This window comes from Spirosoma terrae (assembly GCF_010435915.1).
GTDB lineage: Bacteria > Bacteroidota > Bacteroidia > Cytophagales > Spirosomataceae > Spirosoma > Spirosoma terrae.
This window is the reverse complement of the sequence record NZ_JAAFZH010000008.1, coordinates 1-16765: the sequence shown is the minus strand read 5'-3', so window position 1 is coordinate 16765 and position 16765 is coordinate 1. Positions and strand designations below refer to the sequence as shown.

General features: G+C 49.9%; 12 protein-coding genes. 9 read left to right on the top strand and 3 right to left on the bottom strand.

Annotated elements, in window-relative coordinates; genetic code table 11:
• The first annotated feature begins 118 nt into the window (after positions 1-118).
• Positions 119-3049, top strand: coding sequence for a S8 family serine peptidase (locus tag GK108_RS17655; RefSeq protein WP_246224957.1), 2931 nt, complete (start codon positions 119-121; stop codon positions 3047-3049).
• Between the two features lie 231 nt (positions 3050-3280).
• Here the strand turns inward: GK108_RS17655 and GK108_RS17650 are convergent, their stop codons facing one another.
• Entirely contained in the window at positions 3281-4147 is an 867-nt protein-coding gene (locus GK108_RS17650) for a helix-turn-helix domain-containing protein (RefSeq protein ID WP_163951463.1), read from the bottom strand.
• A gap of 144 nt (positions 4148-4291) precedes the next feature.
• On the opposite strand from GK108_RS17650, the gene GK108_RS17645 reads away from it, so the two are divergent.
• From GK108_RS17645 to GK108_RS17620, 6 genes are all read left to right on the top strand, one after another.
• Positions 4292-5197 (top strand): dihydrodipicolinate synthase family protein, encoded by a 906-nt coding sequence (locus tag GK108_RS17645; protein WP_163951461.1) that lies wholly within the window; start codon positions 4292-4294, stop codon positions 5195-5197.
• 126 nt (positions 5198-5323) lie between these two features.
• Positions 5324-6328 (top strand): 4-hydroxyproline epimerase, encoded by a 1005-nt coding sequence (locus GK108_RS17640; protein WP_163951459.1) that lies wholly within the window; start codon positions 5324-5326, stop codon positions 6326-6328.
• A gap of 93 nt (positions 6329-6421) precedes the next feature.
• The gene (locus tag GK108_RS17635) at positions 6422-7666 is read left to right on the top strand and encodes an NAD(P)/FAD-dependent oxidoreductase (RefSeq protein ID WP_163951457.1); all 1245 of its coding nucleotides are present in this window, start codon (positions 6422-6424) and stop codon (positions 7664-7666) included.
• A gap of 95 nt (positions 7667-7761) precedes the next feature.
• Complete coding sequence (locus tag GK108_RS17630) at positions 7762-8583, top strand: alpha/beta hydrolase (RefSeq protein WP_163951455.1); 822 nt, start codon at positions 7762-7764, stop codon at positions 8581-8583.
• Between the two features lie 57 nt (positions 8584-8640).
• On the top strand, positions 8641-10389 hold the full coding sequence (locus tag GK108_RS17625; protein ID WP_163951453.1) for a DUF885 family protein: 1749 nt from the start codon (positions 8641-8643) through the stop codon (positions 10387-10389).
• A 74-nt stretch (positions 10390-10463) separates the two neighbouring features.
• Positions 10464-11000: a hypothetical protein gene (locus GK108_RS17620; protein WP_163951451.1), complete on the top strand. Its 537-nt coding sequence runs from the start codon at positions 10464-10466 to the stop codon at positions 10998-11000.
• A gap of 78 nt (positions 11001-11078) precedes the next feature.
• Here GK108_RS17620 and dinB read toward each other — a convergent pair whose 3' ends face one another.
• A complete protein-coding gene (gene dinB / locus GK108_RS17615; protein ID WP_163951450.1) occupies positions 11079-12161 on the bottom strand; it encodes a DNA polymerase IV in 1083 nt (360 codons plus the stop codon).
• A gap of 259 nt (positions 12162-12420) precedes the next feature.
• Here dinB and GK108_RS17610 point away from each other — a divergent pair, with 259 nt between their 5' ends.
• Positions 12421-12795, top strand: coding sequence for a hypothetical protein (locus GK108_RS17610; protein ID WP_163951448.1), 375 nt, complete (start codon positions 12421-12423; stop codon positions 12793-12795).
• A 108-nt stretch (positions 12796-12903) separates the two neighbouring features.
• On the opposite strand, the gene tkt is transcribed toward GK108_RS17610, so the two are convergent.
• Entirely contained in the window at positions 12904-14949 is a 2046-nt protein-coding gene (gene tkt, locus GK108_RS17605; RefSeq protein ID WP_163951446.1) for a transketolase, read from the bottom strand.
• A 359-nt stretch (positions 14950-15308) separates the two neighbouring features.
• Here tkt and pyk point away from each other — a divergent pair, with 359 nt between their 5' ends.
• Positions 15309-16745 (top strand): pyruvate kinase, encoded by a 1437-nt coding sequence (gene pyk, locus GK108_RS17600; RefSeq protein ID WP_163951444.1) that lies wholly within the window; start codon positions 15309-15311, stop codon positions 16743-16745.
• The last annotated feature ends 20 nt before the right edge of the window (positions 16746-16765 follow it).

The following is a 16765-nucleotide window of genomic DNA, read 5'->3' as shown; positions in this document are numbered from 1 at the left end:
CGAATCAGCGCTATTTCCTTGTCTATGACCATTCAATATAAATATCCTATAGCCTGTCGAACAGCTATATTTTTAACCCATATTTAGGTAATATTCTACATCCCTAATCCAATTATTTATGCAATCACGTTTACGTATCGCCAGAGAGATGATAGTCTCCCTAGGTCTTCTTCTATGGTTGTCATCTTCGGGCTTCGCCCAGGATGTAAAACAAGAGGCCAGAGACGCCAAAGTCTCATCAGATCTCTATGCTGTTTTAACGAACAGAGGACTCCCGAACCAGGCGCCGGTAAATGGTCTACAGCCACTAAATCTGTTTGCCACCCGAGACAATGCTATTGCTATTGAGGCTGCCGCTACGTCGGAGCAGGAAGGGGAGAATTTGTTACGTGCCTTACAGAATCTGGGCCTCCAAAACGGGATGGTCTATAAGCAAAAGGTGTCGGGCTATCTGCCCATCGACAAGCTAAGCGACTTAAAGAACATTCCATCCTTAAAATTTGCCCAACCCGCCTATAAACCCAAACATAACGTTGGCTCGGTAACCTCACAGGGCGACGTAGCACTACGGGCTAATGTGGCCCGGTCGGCCTATGGCGTTACGGGTGCAGGCGTAAAGGTGGGCATTCTATCCGATTCATACAATGCGTTAGGTGGAGCACCAGCAGGCGTAGCGTCGGGCGATTTGCCGGCTGATGTGCAGGTGCTGTCCGATTTAACGTCAGGAACGGACGAAGGTCGTGCTATGGCCGAACTAGTACACGACATAGCCCCCGGTTCGCCCATTGCCTTCCATACCGCCTATGATACGCAATTGCTTTTTGCGCAGGGGATCCGAAATCTGGCTACTGCTGGCTGCAAAATTATTACGGACGATATAAGCTACTTTGCTGAGCCTTTTTTTCAGGATGGTGTTGTTGCGCAGGCCGTTGATGACGTAGTTACCAATCAGGGAGTAACCTATTTCTCAGCTGCCGCCAACGCCGGACGTTCTTCCTACCAGAATACCTTCAAACCAATACCTTTCTTTGATCCCCAATATGATCCCAGTAGCTCGTATTCGGCACATGATTTCGGCGGAGGCAACTTTCGGCAACGGATCTCAATACCAGGTAGAGGTGGGCAGGTGATTATCAGCTTCCAGTGGGATGATCCATTTTATTCGGTTAGTGGCGGGGCGGGTGCCCAAACCGACATGGATATTCTGGTTTACTCAGGAACGACTTTACTAGGCAGCTTATCGGGCTTCTCAGCCAACGCAGGCAATGATGCGGTTGAGGTCATCGGCCTGGTTAATAACGGAGCATCGGCCGCTACAATCAATCTGGTATTAGTCAAATATTCCGGCCCAGACCCGACGCAACTAAAGTGGGTGAACTATGGTAGCACCGTTGCCATCGAGTTCGATACAAAAAGCTCAACCGTTGTGGGACACGCCAACTCAACTCGTGCCATTGCTGTAGGAGCAGCTCCTTTTTATAATACACCGGCTTTTGATGGAGGGCTGACAACCGCCGTTATTGAACCATTCTCGTCGGCTGGCGGCACGCCAATCCTATTCAACACTGCCGGGCAACGTATTAGCCAGATCGTACGGCAGAAACCCGAAATCACGGCTGTTGATGGTACGAACACTACGTTCTTTACTGTTGATTCTCCTAGAGATTCCGATAACTTTCCCAATTTTTTTGGCACATCAGCAGCCGCCCCTCACGCGGCTGCGGTAGCTGCGCTGATGAAACAGAAAGAAAGCAGCCTGTCCAGCAGTGCGATTCTTTCAGCGCTTCAGCAAACTGCGCTCGACATGGACGACCCCCTTACCCCTGATTTTGATTATGGGTTCGACTTTGGGACGGGTTTCGGCTTTATTCAGGCCGATAAAGCGCTTCAGGCGATCAGTACGTCGGCATCCGATTTTGCTATTGCTGGCGTAACCACTATTACCTGCACAACCGTATCGGCAGGCCAGCGTACCTTAACATTCAATCCGCAATATTCGGGTGTTAATGGCCAACCCATTTCCTTCTCGGTCGTCAGTGAACTAAGCCCAACCACCAATCCGGGGCCATACACGCTCAATCTGTATACCGACAACCCAATCATTACGTTAAAGGCCACCCAGAGCGGTACGGCGGGTGAAGCCAGCTTTACCTACAACTGGCTGGCTGCCTGTGGATCAAATTCAACGACAAACCCGCCGGGTAATTTCTCCATCATAGGCGTAAATACAATCACCTGCACGACCGTAACGCCAACGCAACGGACCTTGACGTTTAATCCACAATACGCGGGCCTGAATGGGCAAACTGTCTCTTTTTCTGTGAATAATGAGCTAAGCCCAACCACCAATCCGGGCCCATACACGCTTAATCTGTATATCGACAATCCAACCATTACGTTAAAAGCTGCTCAGGCCGGTACTGCGGGCGAAGCCAGCTTTACTTATAACTGGTTGTCGGCCTGCGGAACAACTACGCCAACGCCAACGCCAACGCCGTCTGATTTTACGATTACGGGTGTAACAACGGTGGGCTGTACCGCGATTTCACCTACTCAGCGTGCGCTGACATTCAATCCGAACTATTCGGGCGTCAATGGACAGACCATTTCCTTCTCGGTCGCCAACGAAATGAGCCCAACTACTAACCCCGGTCCTTATACGCTGAACCTGTATATCGACAACCCAACCGTTACGTTAAAAGCCGCCCAGGCCGGTACTGCGGGCGAAGCCAGCTTTACTTATAACTGGCTGGCTACCTGTAACTCAGGAGCAGGACGACTATCAGCTGAATTGGGTACGGGTCTACAAGTGCGGGTATTGGGCAATCCGGTGGGCGAAACGGCAGCGGTCGAAATTACGGGCACGGCCGGAACAGCCGTTCGCATGACCTTGACGGATATACAGGGTCGTATTTTACATCAGCATCAAATTGATCAGCCTAACGCCACGGAGCGTGTTCATATCCCGGTTTCGGGTGAAAAAGGGCTCTTTTTCCTCCAGGTGGGTGCTAATAATGAACAGCGTCAGGTGAAACTTTTGAAGCAATAGACGTAACCCTTATTCTTGCACAGCCTTCCCGAATGGTTTACGTTTCGGGAAGGCTTTTTTATTGAATCCTACACTTAGATGAACAGAGTGATTAAATTGTCGCAGACAGCATCCTGCTGTCGAAGCCACGTCAGTGGCTAATTAGGTAGTTACAACTTAGCCTACGGCTTCGACAGCAGGATGCTGTCTGCGACAACCTAATCACTCAATACACCTGGATTCTTGTACCATTCAACCCTGATAGCTTCGAATGTAATCGCTGGGGGGCATTCCCGTTATTTCCTTAAACTGGCGATTAAAATTCGAGAGATTCGTGTAGCCGCAACTAAACGCCGTCTGGCTAATTGTTTGTTTCGACTCGCGCAAATACCGACAGGCGTGTTCAATACGTACCTCATTCAGCAACGTCGAGAATGTTTTACGGGTATGCTGCCGGAAGAAACGACAAAAAGCCCCCGGTGTCAGATTGGCAATACTCGCTACATCGTCCAGCGTAATAGGCGTATGGTAGTTCTCCAGAATATACGAAAAAACGCGCTCCAGACGACGGTGATCTTCGGGACGCTGCGGCTGCTCGTAGGCCGTTACAGATAATACCTCCCGATCTGTGTTCGTAGCCAGATAATCCAGAATAGTCAGCAGGTGCAGTAATTGGTCGAAAGGACGTAGCGTGGGCAGCGTTTCCAGCTGTTCGGCCAATGGATGCCCTTCCCGACAGCGAAACCGAATGCCGTGCTGCGCTTCCCGAAACAACTGCTGCAGATGCCGGGTCTCGGGTAAACTCAGGATAGTGGGCTCCAACTGCTCGGCACGAAACAGAATAGACACCGATACCGACCGACGTAGTGACCCCTCCTCAAAATAATCAGGATCACTACGTAGTACGTGCGGCAGGTTCGAACCCAGCATCAACACATCGTACCGGCTGAACCGGTCAATCTTATCGCCAACTAGTAATGTCCCCTCGCCTTCCTGAATCAATGTCAACTGAATTTCCGGATGAAAATGAAGCTTGCCATAGAAATGCGGCTGACTATCCTGCTCAATACGAAAGGATCGGTCGTCAATCGATGGAACTTTGAACAATAATGGCTTCACTGTTAGCTTTTTTGCGAATATAATTCTGCTTTATATTTTTCTGGTGAAAATAGTATTACAATCAATGAATAGGTCAGAAGATTCCTTCCTGTATCCAGATTAACTTTGATCTAAAATCTGCAATTAACACATAAGCATACTACTATGAACGTCTCTGTTCAGTGGGAAGGCGTCTACCCTGCGCTTCTGACACCCTTCACGGCTGATGATCAGCTCGATATCCCTCTTTTCGAAAAGAATCTGAATGCCCAGTTGGAAGCCGGTGTCCACGGTTTCATCATTGGCGGTTCATTGGGCGAAGCCAGTACGTTGCTTAACAGCGAGAAAATCGAACTCCTCAGCTCAGCGCTGGCCGTTTCGGCTGGTAAGGTGCCTGTGCTAGTCAACATTGCCGAACAGGCAACCAAACAGGCAATTGCCTGCGCTCAGGACGCAGAACGTAACGGTGCCGACGGTCTAATGCTGCTCCCACCAATGCGTTACCCTTCCGATTCCCGGGAAACCGTAACGTATTTCAAATCCGTAGCGAAAGAAACCTCGCTACCAATCATGATCTACAACAATCCGTACGATTACAAGATCATGACTACGGTTGCCATGTTCGAAGAGCTGGCCGAATTTTCCAACATCCAGGCCGTGAAGGAATCCACGCGCGACCTGACCAACATAACGCGTATGCGTAATGCCTTTGGCGACCGGTTCAAACTGCTGGGCGGTGTCGATACGTTAGCGCTGGAAGCCCTGCTGCTGGGTTGCGATGGTTGGGTTGGTGGCCTGGTCGATGCCTTCCCACAGGAGACAATGGCTATTTATGACCTGGCGAAAGCGGGTCAGATTGCCGAAGCACTGGAGATCTACCGTTGGTTCATGCCTCTGCTGGAGCTCGACATTCATCCTAAACTGGTACAGTATATTAAACTGGCAGCAACGGCCACCGGCATTGGTTCAGAATATGTGCGGGCTCCCCGTCTGCCACTCATCGGTGCTGAACGCGAGCAAGTTCTGAATGTTATTCAAACGGCCCTCGCCAAACGCCCGGTTCTGGTTTAAGTTTAATGATAGAGTGAGGGAATGATAGAATGAGTGAATAAAATGTGCGTCAGTTTATTCACTCATTCTATCATTCCCTCACTCTATCACTCATTCCCTAATTCACTCATTCTATCATTATGTAAAATGGCGGAGTACCATTTTTTTTGCATTGATGCCCATACCTGCGGTAATCCCGTACGGGTCGTAACGGGCGGCAGCATTCCCTTTCTTCAAGGGGCATCGATGAGCGAAAAACGTCAGCATTTCCTACGTGAATACGACTGGATACGTACCGGCCTGATGTTTGAACCGCGCGGCCACGATATGATGTCGGGCAGCATTCTCTACCCGCCCACCGACCCAGCCAATGACGCGGGTGTTCTGTTCATCGAAACATCGGGCTGTTTGCCCATGTGCGGTCACGGGACCATTGGAACCGTAACGGTAGCCATCGAGCAAAACCTGATTATGCCCAAAACACCGGGCGTACTGAATCTGGAAGTACCGGCTGGTCTGGTACGGGCCGAGTATGTGCAGGAGGGCAAAAAAGTGACGTCGGTAAAGATCACGAACATCAAGTCGTATCTGGCTGCCGAAGCCTTAACCGTCGACTGTCCTGAGCTGGGTACGCTGACCGTCGACGTAGCGTATGGCGGTAATTTCTACGCCATTGTCGATCCGCAACCCAACTTTCCGGGTCTGGAGCATTTCAAAGCCGAGCAGTTGATTGGTTGGGCACGTACCATGCGGCAGCGCATGAACGAACACTATACATTCGTTCACCCCGAAAATCCGACCATTAATGGCCTGAGCCATATTCTCTGGACAGGTAAACCGCTGCAAGAAACCTCAACGGCACGTAACGCGGTGTTCTACGGCGACAAAGCCATTGATCGGTCGCCGTGTGGCACCGGTACGTCGGCCCGGATGGCTCAGCGTTACGCCAAAGGTCTGCTGAAGCCTGGCGACGTGTTTGTTCATGAAAGTATCATCGGGTCAATTTTCAACGGACGTATTGAAGCCGAAACCGAACTGGCCGGCGTACCGGCTATCGTACCGAGTATTGAAGGCTGGGCGCGTATTCATGGCTACAATCACATTATTCTGGACGAAGAGGACCCATACGTTCACGGTTTTCAGGTTATTTAATTTTGACTGATAGACTGAGTGAATGATAAAATAAGCTGACGCGCATTTTAATCATTCACTCAGTCTATCAGTCAACTAGTCTATCATTCTATCATGGCACACGTTGGTATTGTTGGTGGAGGAATTATTGGGCTTTGCTCTGCCTATTATCTGCATAAGGCCGGGCACCGCGTTACGGTTTTCGATCAGGGGCCTATTGCCGACGGCTGTTCGTTTGGGAATGCCGGCATGATTGTACCGAGTCATATCATTCCGCTGGCACAGCCTGGTATGATCGCCAAAGGCATGCGCTGGATGTTGAAATCGACGAGTCCCTTCTACGTTAAACCCCGGCTCAATCTGGATCTGGCCCGATGGGGCTGGCTATTCTACCAGCACGCCAATGACGAGCACGTACAACGGTCCATTCCGGCACTACGTGACCTGAGCCTGCTCAGCAAAGCGCTCTATCAGGATCTGGCGGCCAACGGCGATCTGGAATTCGAATGGCAGGAGCGCGGGCTGTTCATGCTTTACAAGACAGCATCGGCCGAACACGAAATGGCCGAGGAGGCCGACGTAGCCAACCGAGCCGGTATTGAAGCCCGTATTCTCGATGCCCGGCAGGTGCAGGAACTGGAACCCAACACGCGCGTTACGGTGCGCGGAGGCATTCTCTATCCCGGCGACGCACACCTGAACCCGAACGAGCTGATTCGGTCGCTGGTGGCCTATCTACGTAGCGCCGGTGTACGGATTCTGGAAAATCAGACAGTGACTGGCTTTACAAAAGCAGGCTCACGTGTCAAATCCATTCAAACCCAGCAAGGTTCTGTTGATATTGACGCGGTTGTTATTGCCGGAGGAGCCTGGTCGCCGGAGCTTTCCAGGTCTTTAGGATTGAATTTGTCGTTGCAGGGCGGAAAAGGCTACAGCTTCATGCTACGTAACGTATCGAATAATGTGCGCATACCCGCCATTATGCTCGAAGCGCGGGCGACCGCTACGCCTATGGGTCAGGATCTCCGATTTGCAGGCACGCTCGAAGTGGCTGGCACCGATATGACCATCAATATGAATCGGGTGAAAGGCATCGTTGACTCGATCAACAACTACTACCCCGACATTACGGTGCCCATGCCGACTGTAGAAAAAGTCTGGCGAGGACTACGGCCCTGCTCACCCGATGGCCTTCCCTATATTGGCCGGACCGATCGCTTCGATAATGTAGTTTTAGCGACGGGACATGGCATGATGGGCTTAAGTCTGGGGCCCGCCACGGGAAAACTCGTCAGTGAGGCTATAGACAACAAAGTCGATAGTATGGAAATTGCTGCGTTCAGTCCCGATCGGTTCTAATTTGACATACTACTCGAACACGGATTTTTATGGCTGATTAGGCGTATCATAGAATCCGTGTTCTGCTTTATTGAGCAGATCACAAATCCAATTACATGAAAACTCTTGCCACCCTGCTGATCTGTCTGGCTCTATATACCGTTTCGTTTGGCCAATCGAAACCGTTTGTGTTAGGTCGAGTCGATTCAATTCGTTCGACTGTTCTGGGCGAGTCCCGAACGCTGAACATCTACCTTCCCGAGGGTTATTCCAGCGATTCGCTGTCGAAATACCCGGTTATTTATCTACTGGATGGATCAGCCGACGAAGACTTCATCCACGTAGCGGGACTGGTCCAATTCTGTAATTTCCCCTGGGTAAACGTATTACCGAAATCCATTATCGTGGGCATTGCCAATATTGACCGACGACGCGATTTTACGTATCCAACCACAATCGAAAAAGATAAAAAAGACTATCCTACCACGGGACACTCGGCCCGGTTCCTTACGTTTCTCGAACAGGAATTACAGCCCTATATTCAACGAAAGTACAGTACGAATCCATCCCGAATGCTAATCGGTCAATCGCTGGGAGGCTTGCTGGCAACTGAAATCCTGTTCAAAAAACCGACTTTATTCAGTCAATACGTGATCATCAGCCCCAGTCTGTGGTGGGATAACGAGTCCTTGTTAGCGCACAAACCGGCCTGCCTGGCTTCTGATTTCAAGCAAAAAACAACGGTCTTTATTGCCGTAGGTAAAGAAGGTAACATCATGGAAACCGACGCCCGACGCTTAACGGACCTGCTCAAAAAAGCAAACTCATCAGCGCTAACAGTTGGCTTTCAGTATTTCGGCGACGAAGACCACGCCACAATTGGCCATCTGGCGGTTTATCGGGCTTTCCAGTATTTTCACAAAAACCGGCTCCCCTGAGTAATTTATACTTATCCTGCCTGCCATCCATAGCTGATTCTTCTTCATCAACCAATCATGACTACATATTCCCTCCTCCGACCTTTACTACTCACCAGCCTATTTCTGGCTACTATCCGTTTGGCGGTAGCTCAGTCAAGTAGCAATTCACTTACTGGTATCAACCCACAAAGCAGCGATGTTCATCATCTGCTTACGCAGTACTACGCTGACCGGGGCAGCCTTTCCCGATTTTATATCGTAACCGGATCGCCCGAACGTCGGGAGCGATTTCATAAATTCAATACCGATTATCTCAACCGCTTAGCCCAACTGGATTTCAACCGGATGAATACGGATAGTCGGGTCGATTATCTACTGTTTAAGCGCGACTTGCAGGAACAACTGAACAAACTGGAAGCAGAAGCTACAGAACGCGAGCAAATCAAACCGTGGTTTCCGTTTGCTGACACGATCTACGCCATTGAAAAACGGCGACGTCGGGGACACGTACCGGCCTCGGAACAGCTGGCACAGAATCTAGCTACCATGAACAGCCAGATTATTACACTTCGCGGTGAGATTGACAAAAACCCAAAGCTCGATCCAACGCTGCTACGTCGGGCCATTACGACGGCCGAAGGCTTACAAACAGCGCTACGTAGCGTTTACAATTTCTACAATCATTACGACCCTGATTTTACGTGGTGGGTGCCGCAGGTTTACCAGAAAACCGACAGTCTACTGACGGGATACGTAGCGTTTTTCATCAAAAAGAGCCGCGAAGCTGCGCCCGTGAAAGACGACGGTAGCGGTATTACGGGGGTAGCCGTCGGGCGAGCGGAGTTGCTACGTCAGTTGCAGATCGAGATGATTCCGTACACGCCGGAAGAATTGATCGACATGGCCAACAAAGAGTTTGCCTGGTGCGACCGGGAGCTACTGAAAGCATCGCGGGAAATGGGCTTTGGCGACAACTGGAAAGCTGCCCAGGAAAAGGTCAAAAACAGCTACGTACCGATTGGTCATCAGCCCGAAATGATTCTCCGTCTTTTCAACGAGTCGGTGGCCTTTCTGAAAGCCAAAAACCTGATTACAATTCCCCCCATTGCCGAAGAAACCTGGCGCATGAGCATGATGTCGCCGGAGCGCCAATTGGTGAATCCCTTCTTTCTCGGTGGCGAACAAATCATTATCTCCTACCCGACAGATGGCATGAAACACCCCGATAAACTGATGAGTATGCGGGGCAATAATCCTCATTTTTCGCGGGCGACAGTACACCATGAATTGATTGCGGGCCATCATTTGCAGGGGTTTATGAACAACCGCTACAAGGTGTACCGCAATTTCGATACGCCCTTCTGGACCGAAGGCTGGGCGCTGTACTGGGAAATGCTGCTGTGGGATCAGGGCTTTCCGCAATCGCCGGAAGATCGGATTGGCATGTTATTCTGGCGAATGCACCGTTGCGCCCGTATCATTTTCTCGCTCAACTATCATCTGGGCAAGTGGGGGCCACAGCAGTGCATCGACTTCCTGGTTGATCGGGTAGGTCACGAGCGGGCCAATGCGGAAGGCGAAGTTCGGCGGTCGTTCATTGGTGGCTACCCTCCCCTCTATCAATTGGCTTACATGACCGGTGGTTTCCAGTTTCTGGCCCTCAAAAAAGAACTGGTCGATAGTGGCAAGATGACGTACAAACAATTTCATGATGCCGTGCTGCAAATCAATGCCATGCCGATCGAAATGATACGTGCCATACTGATCAATCAGAAGCTTCCGCAGAACTTTAGTACACAATGGCGGTTTTATGATTTGAAGTAGCCTGGATGTCCACATCCGGGTGTAATCGTTATTACCGGACGTGGACGCTAGAACGCTAGCCCGGCCAGACTACCATGATGAAGCAAGCTTTTTTCTCCCTACTTTTTGCTTTCGTAGCACAATCGGTTTTTGCCCAGCAGACGGCGGATTTCCGAAAAATCCGCTGGGGTTTTACCCCCAAACAGGTTATTGAGTCGGAACCAGACAAACCCTTTTCCAAAAAGAAAGAACTACTAACCTACAAACCGATCTCGCTGGCGGGCCGCCGAGTCGGCCTGGATTACGAATTTCTCGACGGAGGGCTTTTGTCCGCTTCGTATTACTACTACGTAACAGCATCGGTCACCAAAGACTCCGTTATGGCTGCAGCGGCTGATTTTGAAACCCATCTGACGGAAAAATACGGTAAGGGGAAGGCCAAAACTATAGGCGATACGAAAGATATAGTCTGGCAAACACCTCGTACACAGATTAATCTGACGCTTGGCAACGTAGATCGAGGCTGGTCGGTCGAGGTCCGGTATCTATGCCGCGTCTGTTCCGGCGACACCCAAACGACCGGTGCTACGCCAGCCGAGTTCAAACCGAAAAAGGAGGTAAAGGATTTTTAGGTGTTATAGGTTTATAGTTCATTGTTTATGGTTGTTTTCCATCCAAACTATAAACCATAAACCTACAAACCTGCCCCCCTAAAACCCCAACGTCAACTGACCGCTCCGTTGTTCTGTTGACGGATTGTGAAGGCTGGACAGAGAAACACCCAGCAACCGGATTCCTTTCTCGGCAGGTAATACAGACTGGAGCAGGTCGAGGCTCAATTGCCTCAGGATAGCTGCGTCATGAATCAAACTCAATACGGTCCGACTACGGGTTATCTGCTGAAAATCCGCGTATTTCACTTTCAACGTAACGGTACGTCCAAGAATACCAGTACGTTCGCAATACGCCCACACGTCATCAATCAACGGCTGGAGTTCATTTACCAGATCGGATTCAGCTGTCAGATCTTCTTCAAAGGTCGTTTCAGACCCTACCGATTTACGCTCCCGATTCGGCATTACGGGCCGGTTATCAACAGCCCGTGCAATCAGGTAGTAATGACGCCCGACCTTCCCGAAATGCTGCGTCAAGAAGGATTCGCTCTGCTGGCGTAAATCCAGCCCCGTAAAAATGCCAAGCTCGTTCATGCGGGCCGCCGTTACGCGACCAATGCCATGAAACTGCCCAACCTCAAGCTGCTCAACGAAAGCGAGTCCCTGATGCGGTTTTATTACGTATAACCCATCCGGCTTTTTATAATCAGAAGCCAGTTTCGCCAGAAATTTATTGTAGGAAACGCCCGCCGAAGCCGTTAATCCCGTTTCAGCTTTAATCTGATCTTTAATGGCCTGAGCGGTCAACGTTGCCGATGGACTGCTGGTTATATTCTCCGTTACGTCCAGATACGCTTCGTCCAGCGAGAGCGGCTCAATAAGCGGTGTGTATTGGGCGAAAATAGCCCGTACCTGCTGTGAAACAGCTTTGTACACGTCAAAGCGGGGCTTTACGAAGATCAGCTCCGGGCATTTACGAATGGCTATCGACGACGCCATGGCTGAGCGAACGCCGAATTTCCGGGCTTCGTAGCTGGCAGCCGCCACTACACCCCGCTGTCGGGAGCCGCCGACAGCCAGCGGTTTACCCTGTAAATCCGGATTGTCGCGCTGCTCTACGGAAGCATAGAACGCATCCATATCGATATGAATAATTTTTCGGGATACTGACTCTTCCACCGCTACCAAAGACAATAGATACGTTTTCTATTTCCGGCTCTAAACCGGATAGACACTGCAATTGCAGAAATATTCAGCAGGTAAAACAGGCGATTTAGAAGACTAATTCCGGCATTCGGGCAGATTAAGTATTAATGCGATTTTAAACGATTAATCTTTACCAAATCAATAAATACCAACGTGTGAGCATTCCGACCAACCAGTAAAGTCAGGAGCTGACTATCGTTCATGAACTCTATTGACTGAACCGTTTCCTGTCATGAAAAAAACGTCATTTGCCGGCATAAATATTCAATTCCTTAATAAAGCCGTTCAGGATGCCATTCGTCGCTGCGAACGTATTGTCGTTGTCGGCCCTTCCGACGAATATCAAAAGATTTACTTTTTTACGGGTAAAAAGAATTACTTCCGATACTACAGCATCGACCTGAGAGCCATTGACAATGTTGTCCCGAAACGCTTTCAGCAATCAAGGCGCGACTTTTACGACGAAGTGCTTCGCAAGGAACCATTTGCCAGGGCCGTCGACAAAGGAGAAGCCATTAAACTCTTCAGCATATCCGGGCAGGAAGCCCAGGTAACTGCTTCCAATATTGAACTTGTCCATTGGGTTAAGGACTTACTGGCGGCTTAATTTGACCAATAATTTATATAAATCGCGGTTGACGTAATACATAAGGCGGGTTATCCACAATACTGTATCAACACATTGTGGATAACCCGCCTTAGTTTCTAGTTTGCATCAGGACAGCACTTCTTTCTTCCGGGTATCGTCAGGATTTCCCTTTAACACCTTTATGGCTTTTTCCACTACGTTGTCTACCGTAAAGCCAAAGTAAGCCATCACCTCTTCGCCCGGCCCCGACAGGCCAAAACTGTTCATACTGATCGTACTTCCCTCATCGGTTACGTATTTGTGCCAGCCAATTGGCGAGCCCACCTCAATGGACAAACGCTTACGAACCGTTGGCGGCAGTACCTCATGCTGATAGGCCTTATCCTGCTTTTCGAACAACTCCCAGGAAGGCATGCTCACGACCCTGGCTGCTACGTTCTGTTTTTTGAGTTCGGCCTGGGCTTCGAGCGCCAGAGACACCTCAGAGCCTGTTGCAATCAAAATCATCTGTGGCTCACCGTCGGCTTCGCTCAGAATATAAGCGCCTTTTTCGAGACCTCGCGCGGATCCGTACTTAGTTTGGTCCAGCACAGGTAGTTTCTGACGGGAGAGCAGCAACATAACCGGTGTTTTGGGTTGCTGCATCGCCACCCGCCAGGCTTCTACGGTTTCGTTGGCATCGCCCGGACGAATAACAATGACATTGGGAATGGTTCGAAGCGATACGTACTGCTCAACGGGCTGGTGCGTAGGCCCATCTTCGCCTAAACCTATACTATCGTGCGTAAATACGAACGTAGCGGGCGACTCCGCCAGGGCCGTTAGCCGAATTGCTCCCCGCATATAGTCGGAGAAGTTAAGGAACGTACCGCCGTATGGATGAACGCCACTATGCTGAGCCATGCCATTGAGCGCAGCCCCCATTGCGTGTTCGCGCACCCCAAACCAGATATTCGAGTTTCCGTAATGACCGGGCTGGAAACTAACGTCGCCTTTGGTAGGCATCTCGTTCGAAGAAGCCAGATCAGCCGAGCCACCGAACAGAAAAGGAACGCGTTGTTTGAGCGCAGTCAGAGCTTTACCCGATGCCTGCCGCGTTGCCAGTGGACCATCTTCCGGCTTAAAGATTGGCAGGTCGGCCTCCCAGTCTTTCGGAAGTTTCCGATCGAAAGACAGGACAAAGTGTTCGGCTTCATCAGGAAAGCTGGCCTTAAAGTCATCGAAGCGCTTATTCCAGTCAGCTTCCAGATCCGCACCCTTTTCACCAGCTTCCAGCAAATGGGGTTTTACCTCATCAGGAATAAAGAAGGTTTTATCCGGGTCCCAACCGAAAAACTCTTTGGTTTTACGTACGTTCTCATCGCCCAGTGGACTGCCGTGCACTTTACTGGTTCCCTCCTGCGGACTACCATATCCGATAATCGTTCGAACGGCAATGATTGACGGACGTTCCGTTTCTGCCTGAGCCGCTTTAATGGCGGCTTCGATAGCATCCAGATCATTTCCATCGGCCACGTGTTGGGTATGCCAGCCATACGCATCAAAACGCGCCATCCGATCTTCTGTAAAAGCCAGGTTGGTCGGACCATCCAGCGAAATCAGGTTATCGTCGTACAGGTAGATTAGTTTGCCTAACTTCAGGTGGCCAGCCAGCGATGCCGCTTCGGAAGCTATGCCTTCCATCAGGTCACCGTCACTGACAATTGAATACGTATAATGATCGACCACCGTATGTCCTTCCCGGTTGTAGTTGGCCGCCAGAAACGCTTCGGCCATAGCCATGCCTACGCCATTGGCAAAACCCTGTCCCAACGGACCCGTTGTTACTTCAACGCCCGCCGTCAGATTCGACTCCGGATGGCCGGGCGTTTTTGAGTGTAGTTGCCGGAAATTCTTCAGATCATCGAGCGTAAGATCATAGCCATACAAATGCAACAGACTATATAATAAGGCCGAGCCATGCCCAGCCGACAACACAAAGCGATCGCGGTCGGGCCAATGGGGGTTCTTTGGATTAAATCGCAAAAAACGCGACCAGAGTACATAAGCCATTGGTGCTGCGCCCAGCGGTAAACCCGGATGACCCGAATTGGCTTTCTGAACAGCGTCGACTGATAACAGACGAATCGTATCGACGCTAAGTTGGTCAAGATCAACGTTCTTAGTAGACATAACGAAAGAGACGAAATTGAAGAGATGTTTTTAGCTTTTACGCCCTGCAAAAGCAGTTGTTACTAAGCTAACCAGCAAAACCAGAAGAAGATTAAAAAAACTGCAAATTCTTACAGAACCTTACTGATAACGAACCCCTTACCTCACCGCCCCGTAGTATCAAAAAAGCTTGCTCTGTTAGCCATTAGCTCCATTTTCTTCCCCTTTACAAACCCTTTGGTTTCAATGATCCTGTTGTTTTTAAGACGTAACACTTTTCGTCATATTGGTAAAATTTCTGCGAAGTCAACTGTTTATAAGCCCCACCGGTTATTTTTGCACCGGTTTTTGGCCCTTATTGCCCAATTTTCCCGTCCCTCATGTCTAAAAAAACTAAGATCGTGGCCACTGTTGGCCCGGCTTCCGAAACGAAAGAACAATTGCTGGCATTAGCCAAAGCCGGTGTAAACGTATTCCGGCTCAATTTCTCTCACGGCACTCACGAAGACCACCTTCAGCGGCTTAACCTCATTCGTGAGATCAATGCAGAATATAATCTGAACCTGGCTATCTTACAGGATTTACAGGGGCCGAAAATTCGTATCGGCAATGTCGAGAATAAAGATGGCGTCATGCTGTTGCCCGGCAATAAACTTGTATTTACGAACGACGATATCGTTGGCACCGCCGAACGCGTCAGCACGCCTTACAAAGGCATGTACAGCGATGTACATCCGGGCGAACGTATTCTGATGGACGACGGCAAACTGGAGGTAAAGGTTGTTGGTACTGACGGTACCGATGTTATTACCGAAGTGGTTTACGGCGGCCCGATGAAGTCTAAAAAAGGTGTAAACCTGCCAAACACGCGCGTTTCGATGCCCGCTGTTACCGAAAAAGACTGGGAAGATCTCAAATTCGGTCTGGAACACGAGGTGGAATGGATAGCACTATCGTTTGTTCGGGAAGCTTCTGAAATCATCGAAATTAAAGAATACATCAAGGCTCAGGGCAAGAGCAGCCGCGTGGTTGCCAAAATTGAAAAGCCAGAAGCCATTCAGAACATCGATTCTATTGTCGAAGCAACCGATGGCCTGATGGTAGCCCGGGGCGACCTTGGCGTGGAGCTACCCGCCGAAGAAGTACCGATGATTCAGAAAATGCTGGTTGAAAAGTGTAACAGAGCCGCTAAACCGGTTATCGTTGCCACGCAAATGCTGGAAAGCATGATTGATGCGCCACGTCCAACCCGCGCCGAAATCAACGATATTGCCAACTCGGTTCTCGACGGTGCTGATGCCGTCATGCTTAGCGCCGAAACGGCATCGGGTAAGTATCCGATTCTGGCCGTTGAAAGCATGGCGAATACGATCCGTCAGGTTGAAGCGACCACCGACACGATTTATTATCGTTATCACGCTTATGTAAATGAGCATCCTAGCGAAAACGTCCTGAATGATAACGTCGTGATGAGTGCCTGCCGACTGGCCCGCGATACGAAAGCCAAAGCGATCATCGGTATTACTAATTCGGGGTATACGGCCGTACGTATATCGCACCATCGGCCAAAAGCGGATCTGTATGTCTTCTCCAACGATCCCGTGCTACGTAATACGTTAGGTTTGTACTGGGGCGTTCAGGTAATGCCGTATGAGCAAAACCCCGAACTGACCATCGATCAAACTGTAGAAGGCATCAAGCAAATTCTGGTAGGTCAGGACAAACTCGAATCTGGCGATATCTTTATCAATACGTTGAGTATGCCATTGACCCAGGCTAGTCGTACGAACACAGTAAAACTGAGCATAGTTGACTAACCACTACGTTTACGCGAACG

Excerpts from the sequence above, each read along its gene's own strand:
- GK108_RS17655 (WP_246224957.1), top strand. The coding sequence starts at position 119 with ATGCAATCACGTTTACGTATCGCCAGAGAGATGATAGTCTCCCTAGGT.
- GK108_RS17645 (WP_163951461.1), top strand. The coding sequence starts at position 4,292 with ATGAACGTCTCTGTTCAGTGGGAAGGCGTCTACCCTGCGCTTCTGACA.
- GK108_RS17640 (WP_163951459.1), top strand. The coding sequence starts at position 5,324 with ATGGCGGAGTACCATTTTTTTTGCATTGATGCCCATACCTGCGGTAAT.
- GK108_RS17635 (WP_163951457.1), top strand. The coding sequence starts at position 6,422 with ATGGCACACGTTGGTATTGTTGGTGGAGGAATTATTGGGCTTTGCTCT.
- GK108_RS17630 (WP_163951455.1), top strand. The coding sequence starts at position 7,762 with ATGAAAACTCTTGCCACCCTGCTGATCTGTCTGGCTCTATATACCGTT.
- GK108_RS17625 (WP_163951453.1), top strand. The coding sequence starts at position 8,641 with ATGACTACATATTCCCTCCTCCGACCTTTACTACTCACCAGCCTATTT.
- GK108_RS17620 (WP_163951451.1), top strand. The coding sequence starts at position 10,464 with ATGATGAAGCAAGCTTTTTTCTCCCTACTTTTTGCTTTCGTAGCACAA.
- GK108_RS17610 (WP_163951448.1), top strand. The coding sequence starts at position 12,421 with ATGAAAAAAACGTCATTTGCCGGCATAAATATTCAATTCCTTAATAAA.
- tkt (WP_163951446.1), bottom strand. The coding sequence starts at position 14,949 with ATGTCTACTAAGAACGTTGATCTTGACCAACTTAGCGTCGATACGATT.
- pyk (WP_163951444.1), top strand. The coding sequence starts at position 15,309 with ATGTCTAAAAAAACTAAGATCGTGGCCACTGTTGGCCCGGCTTCCGAA.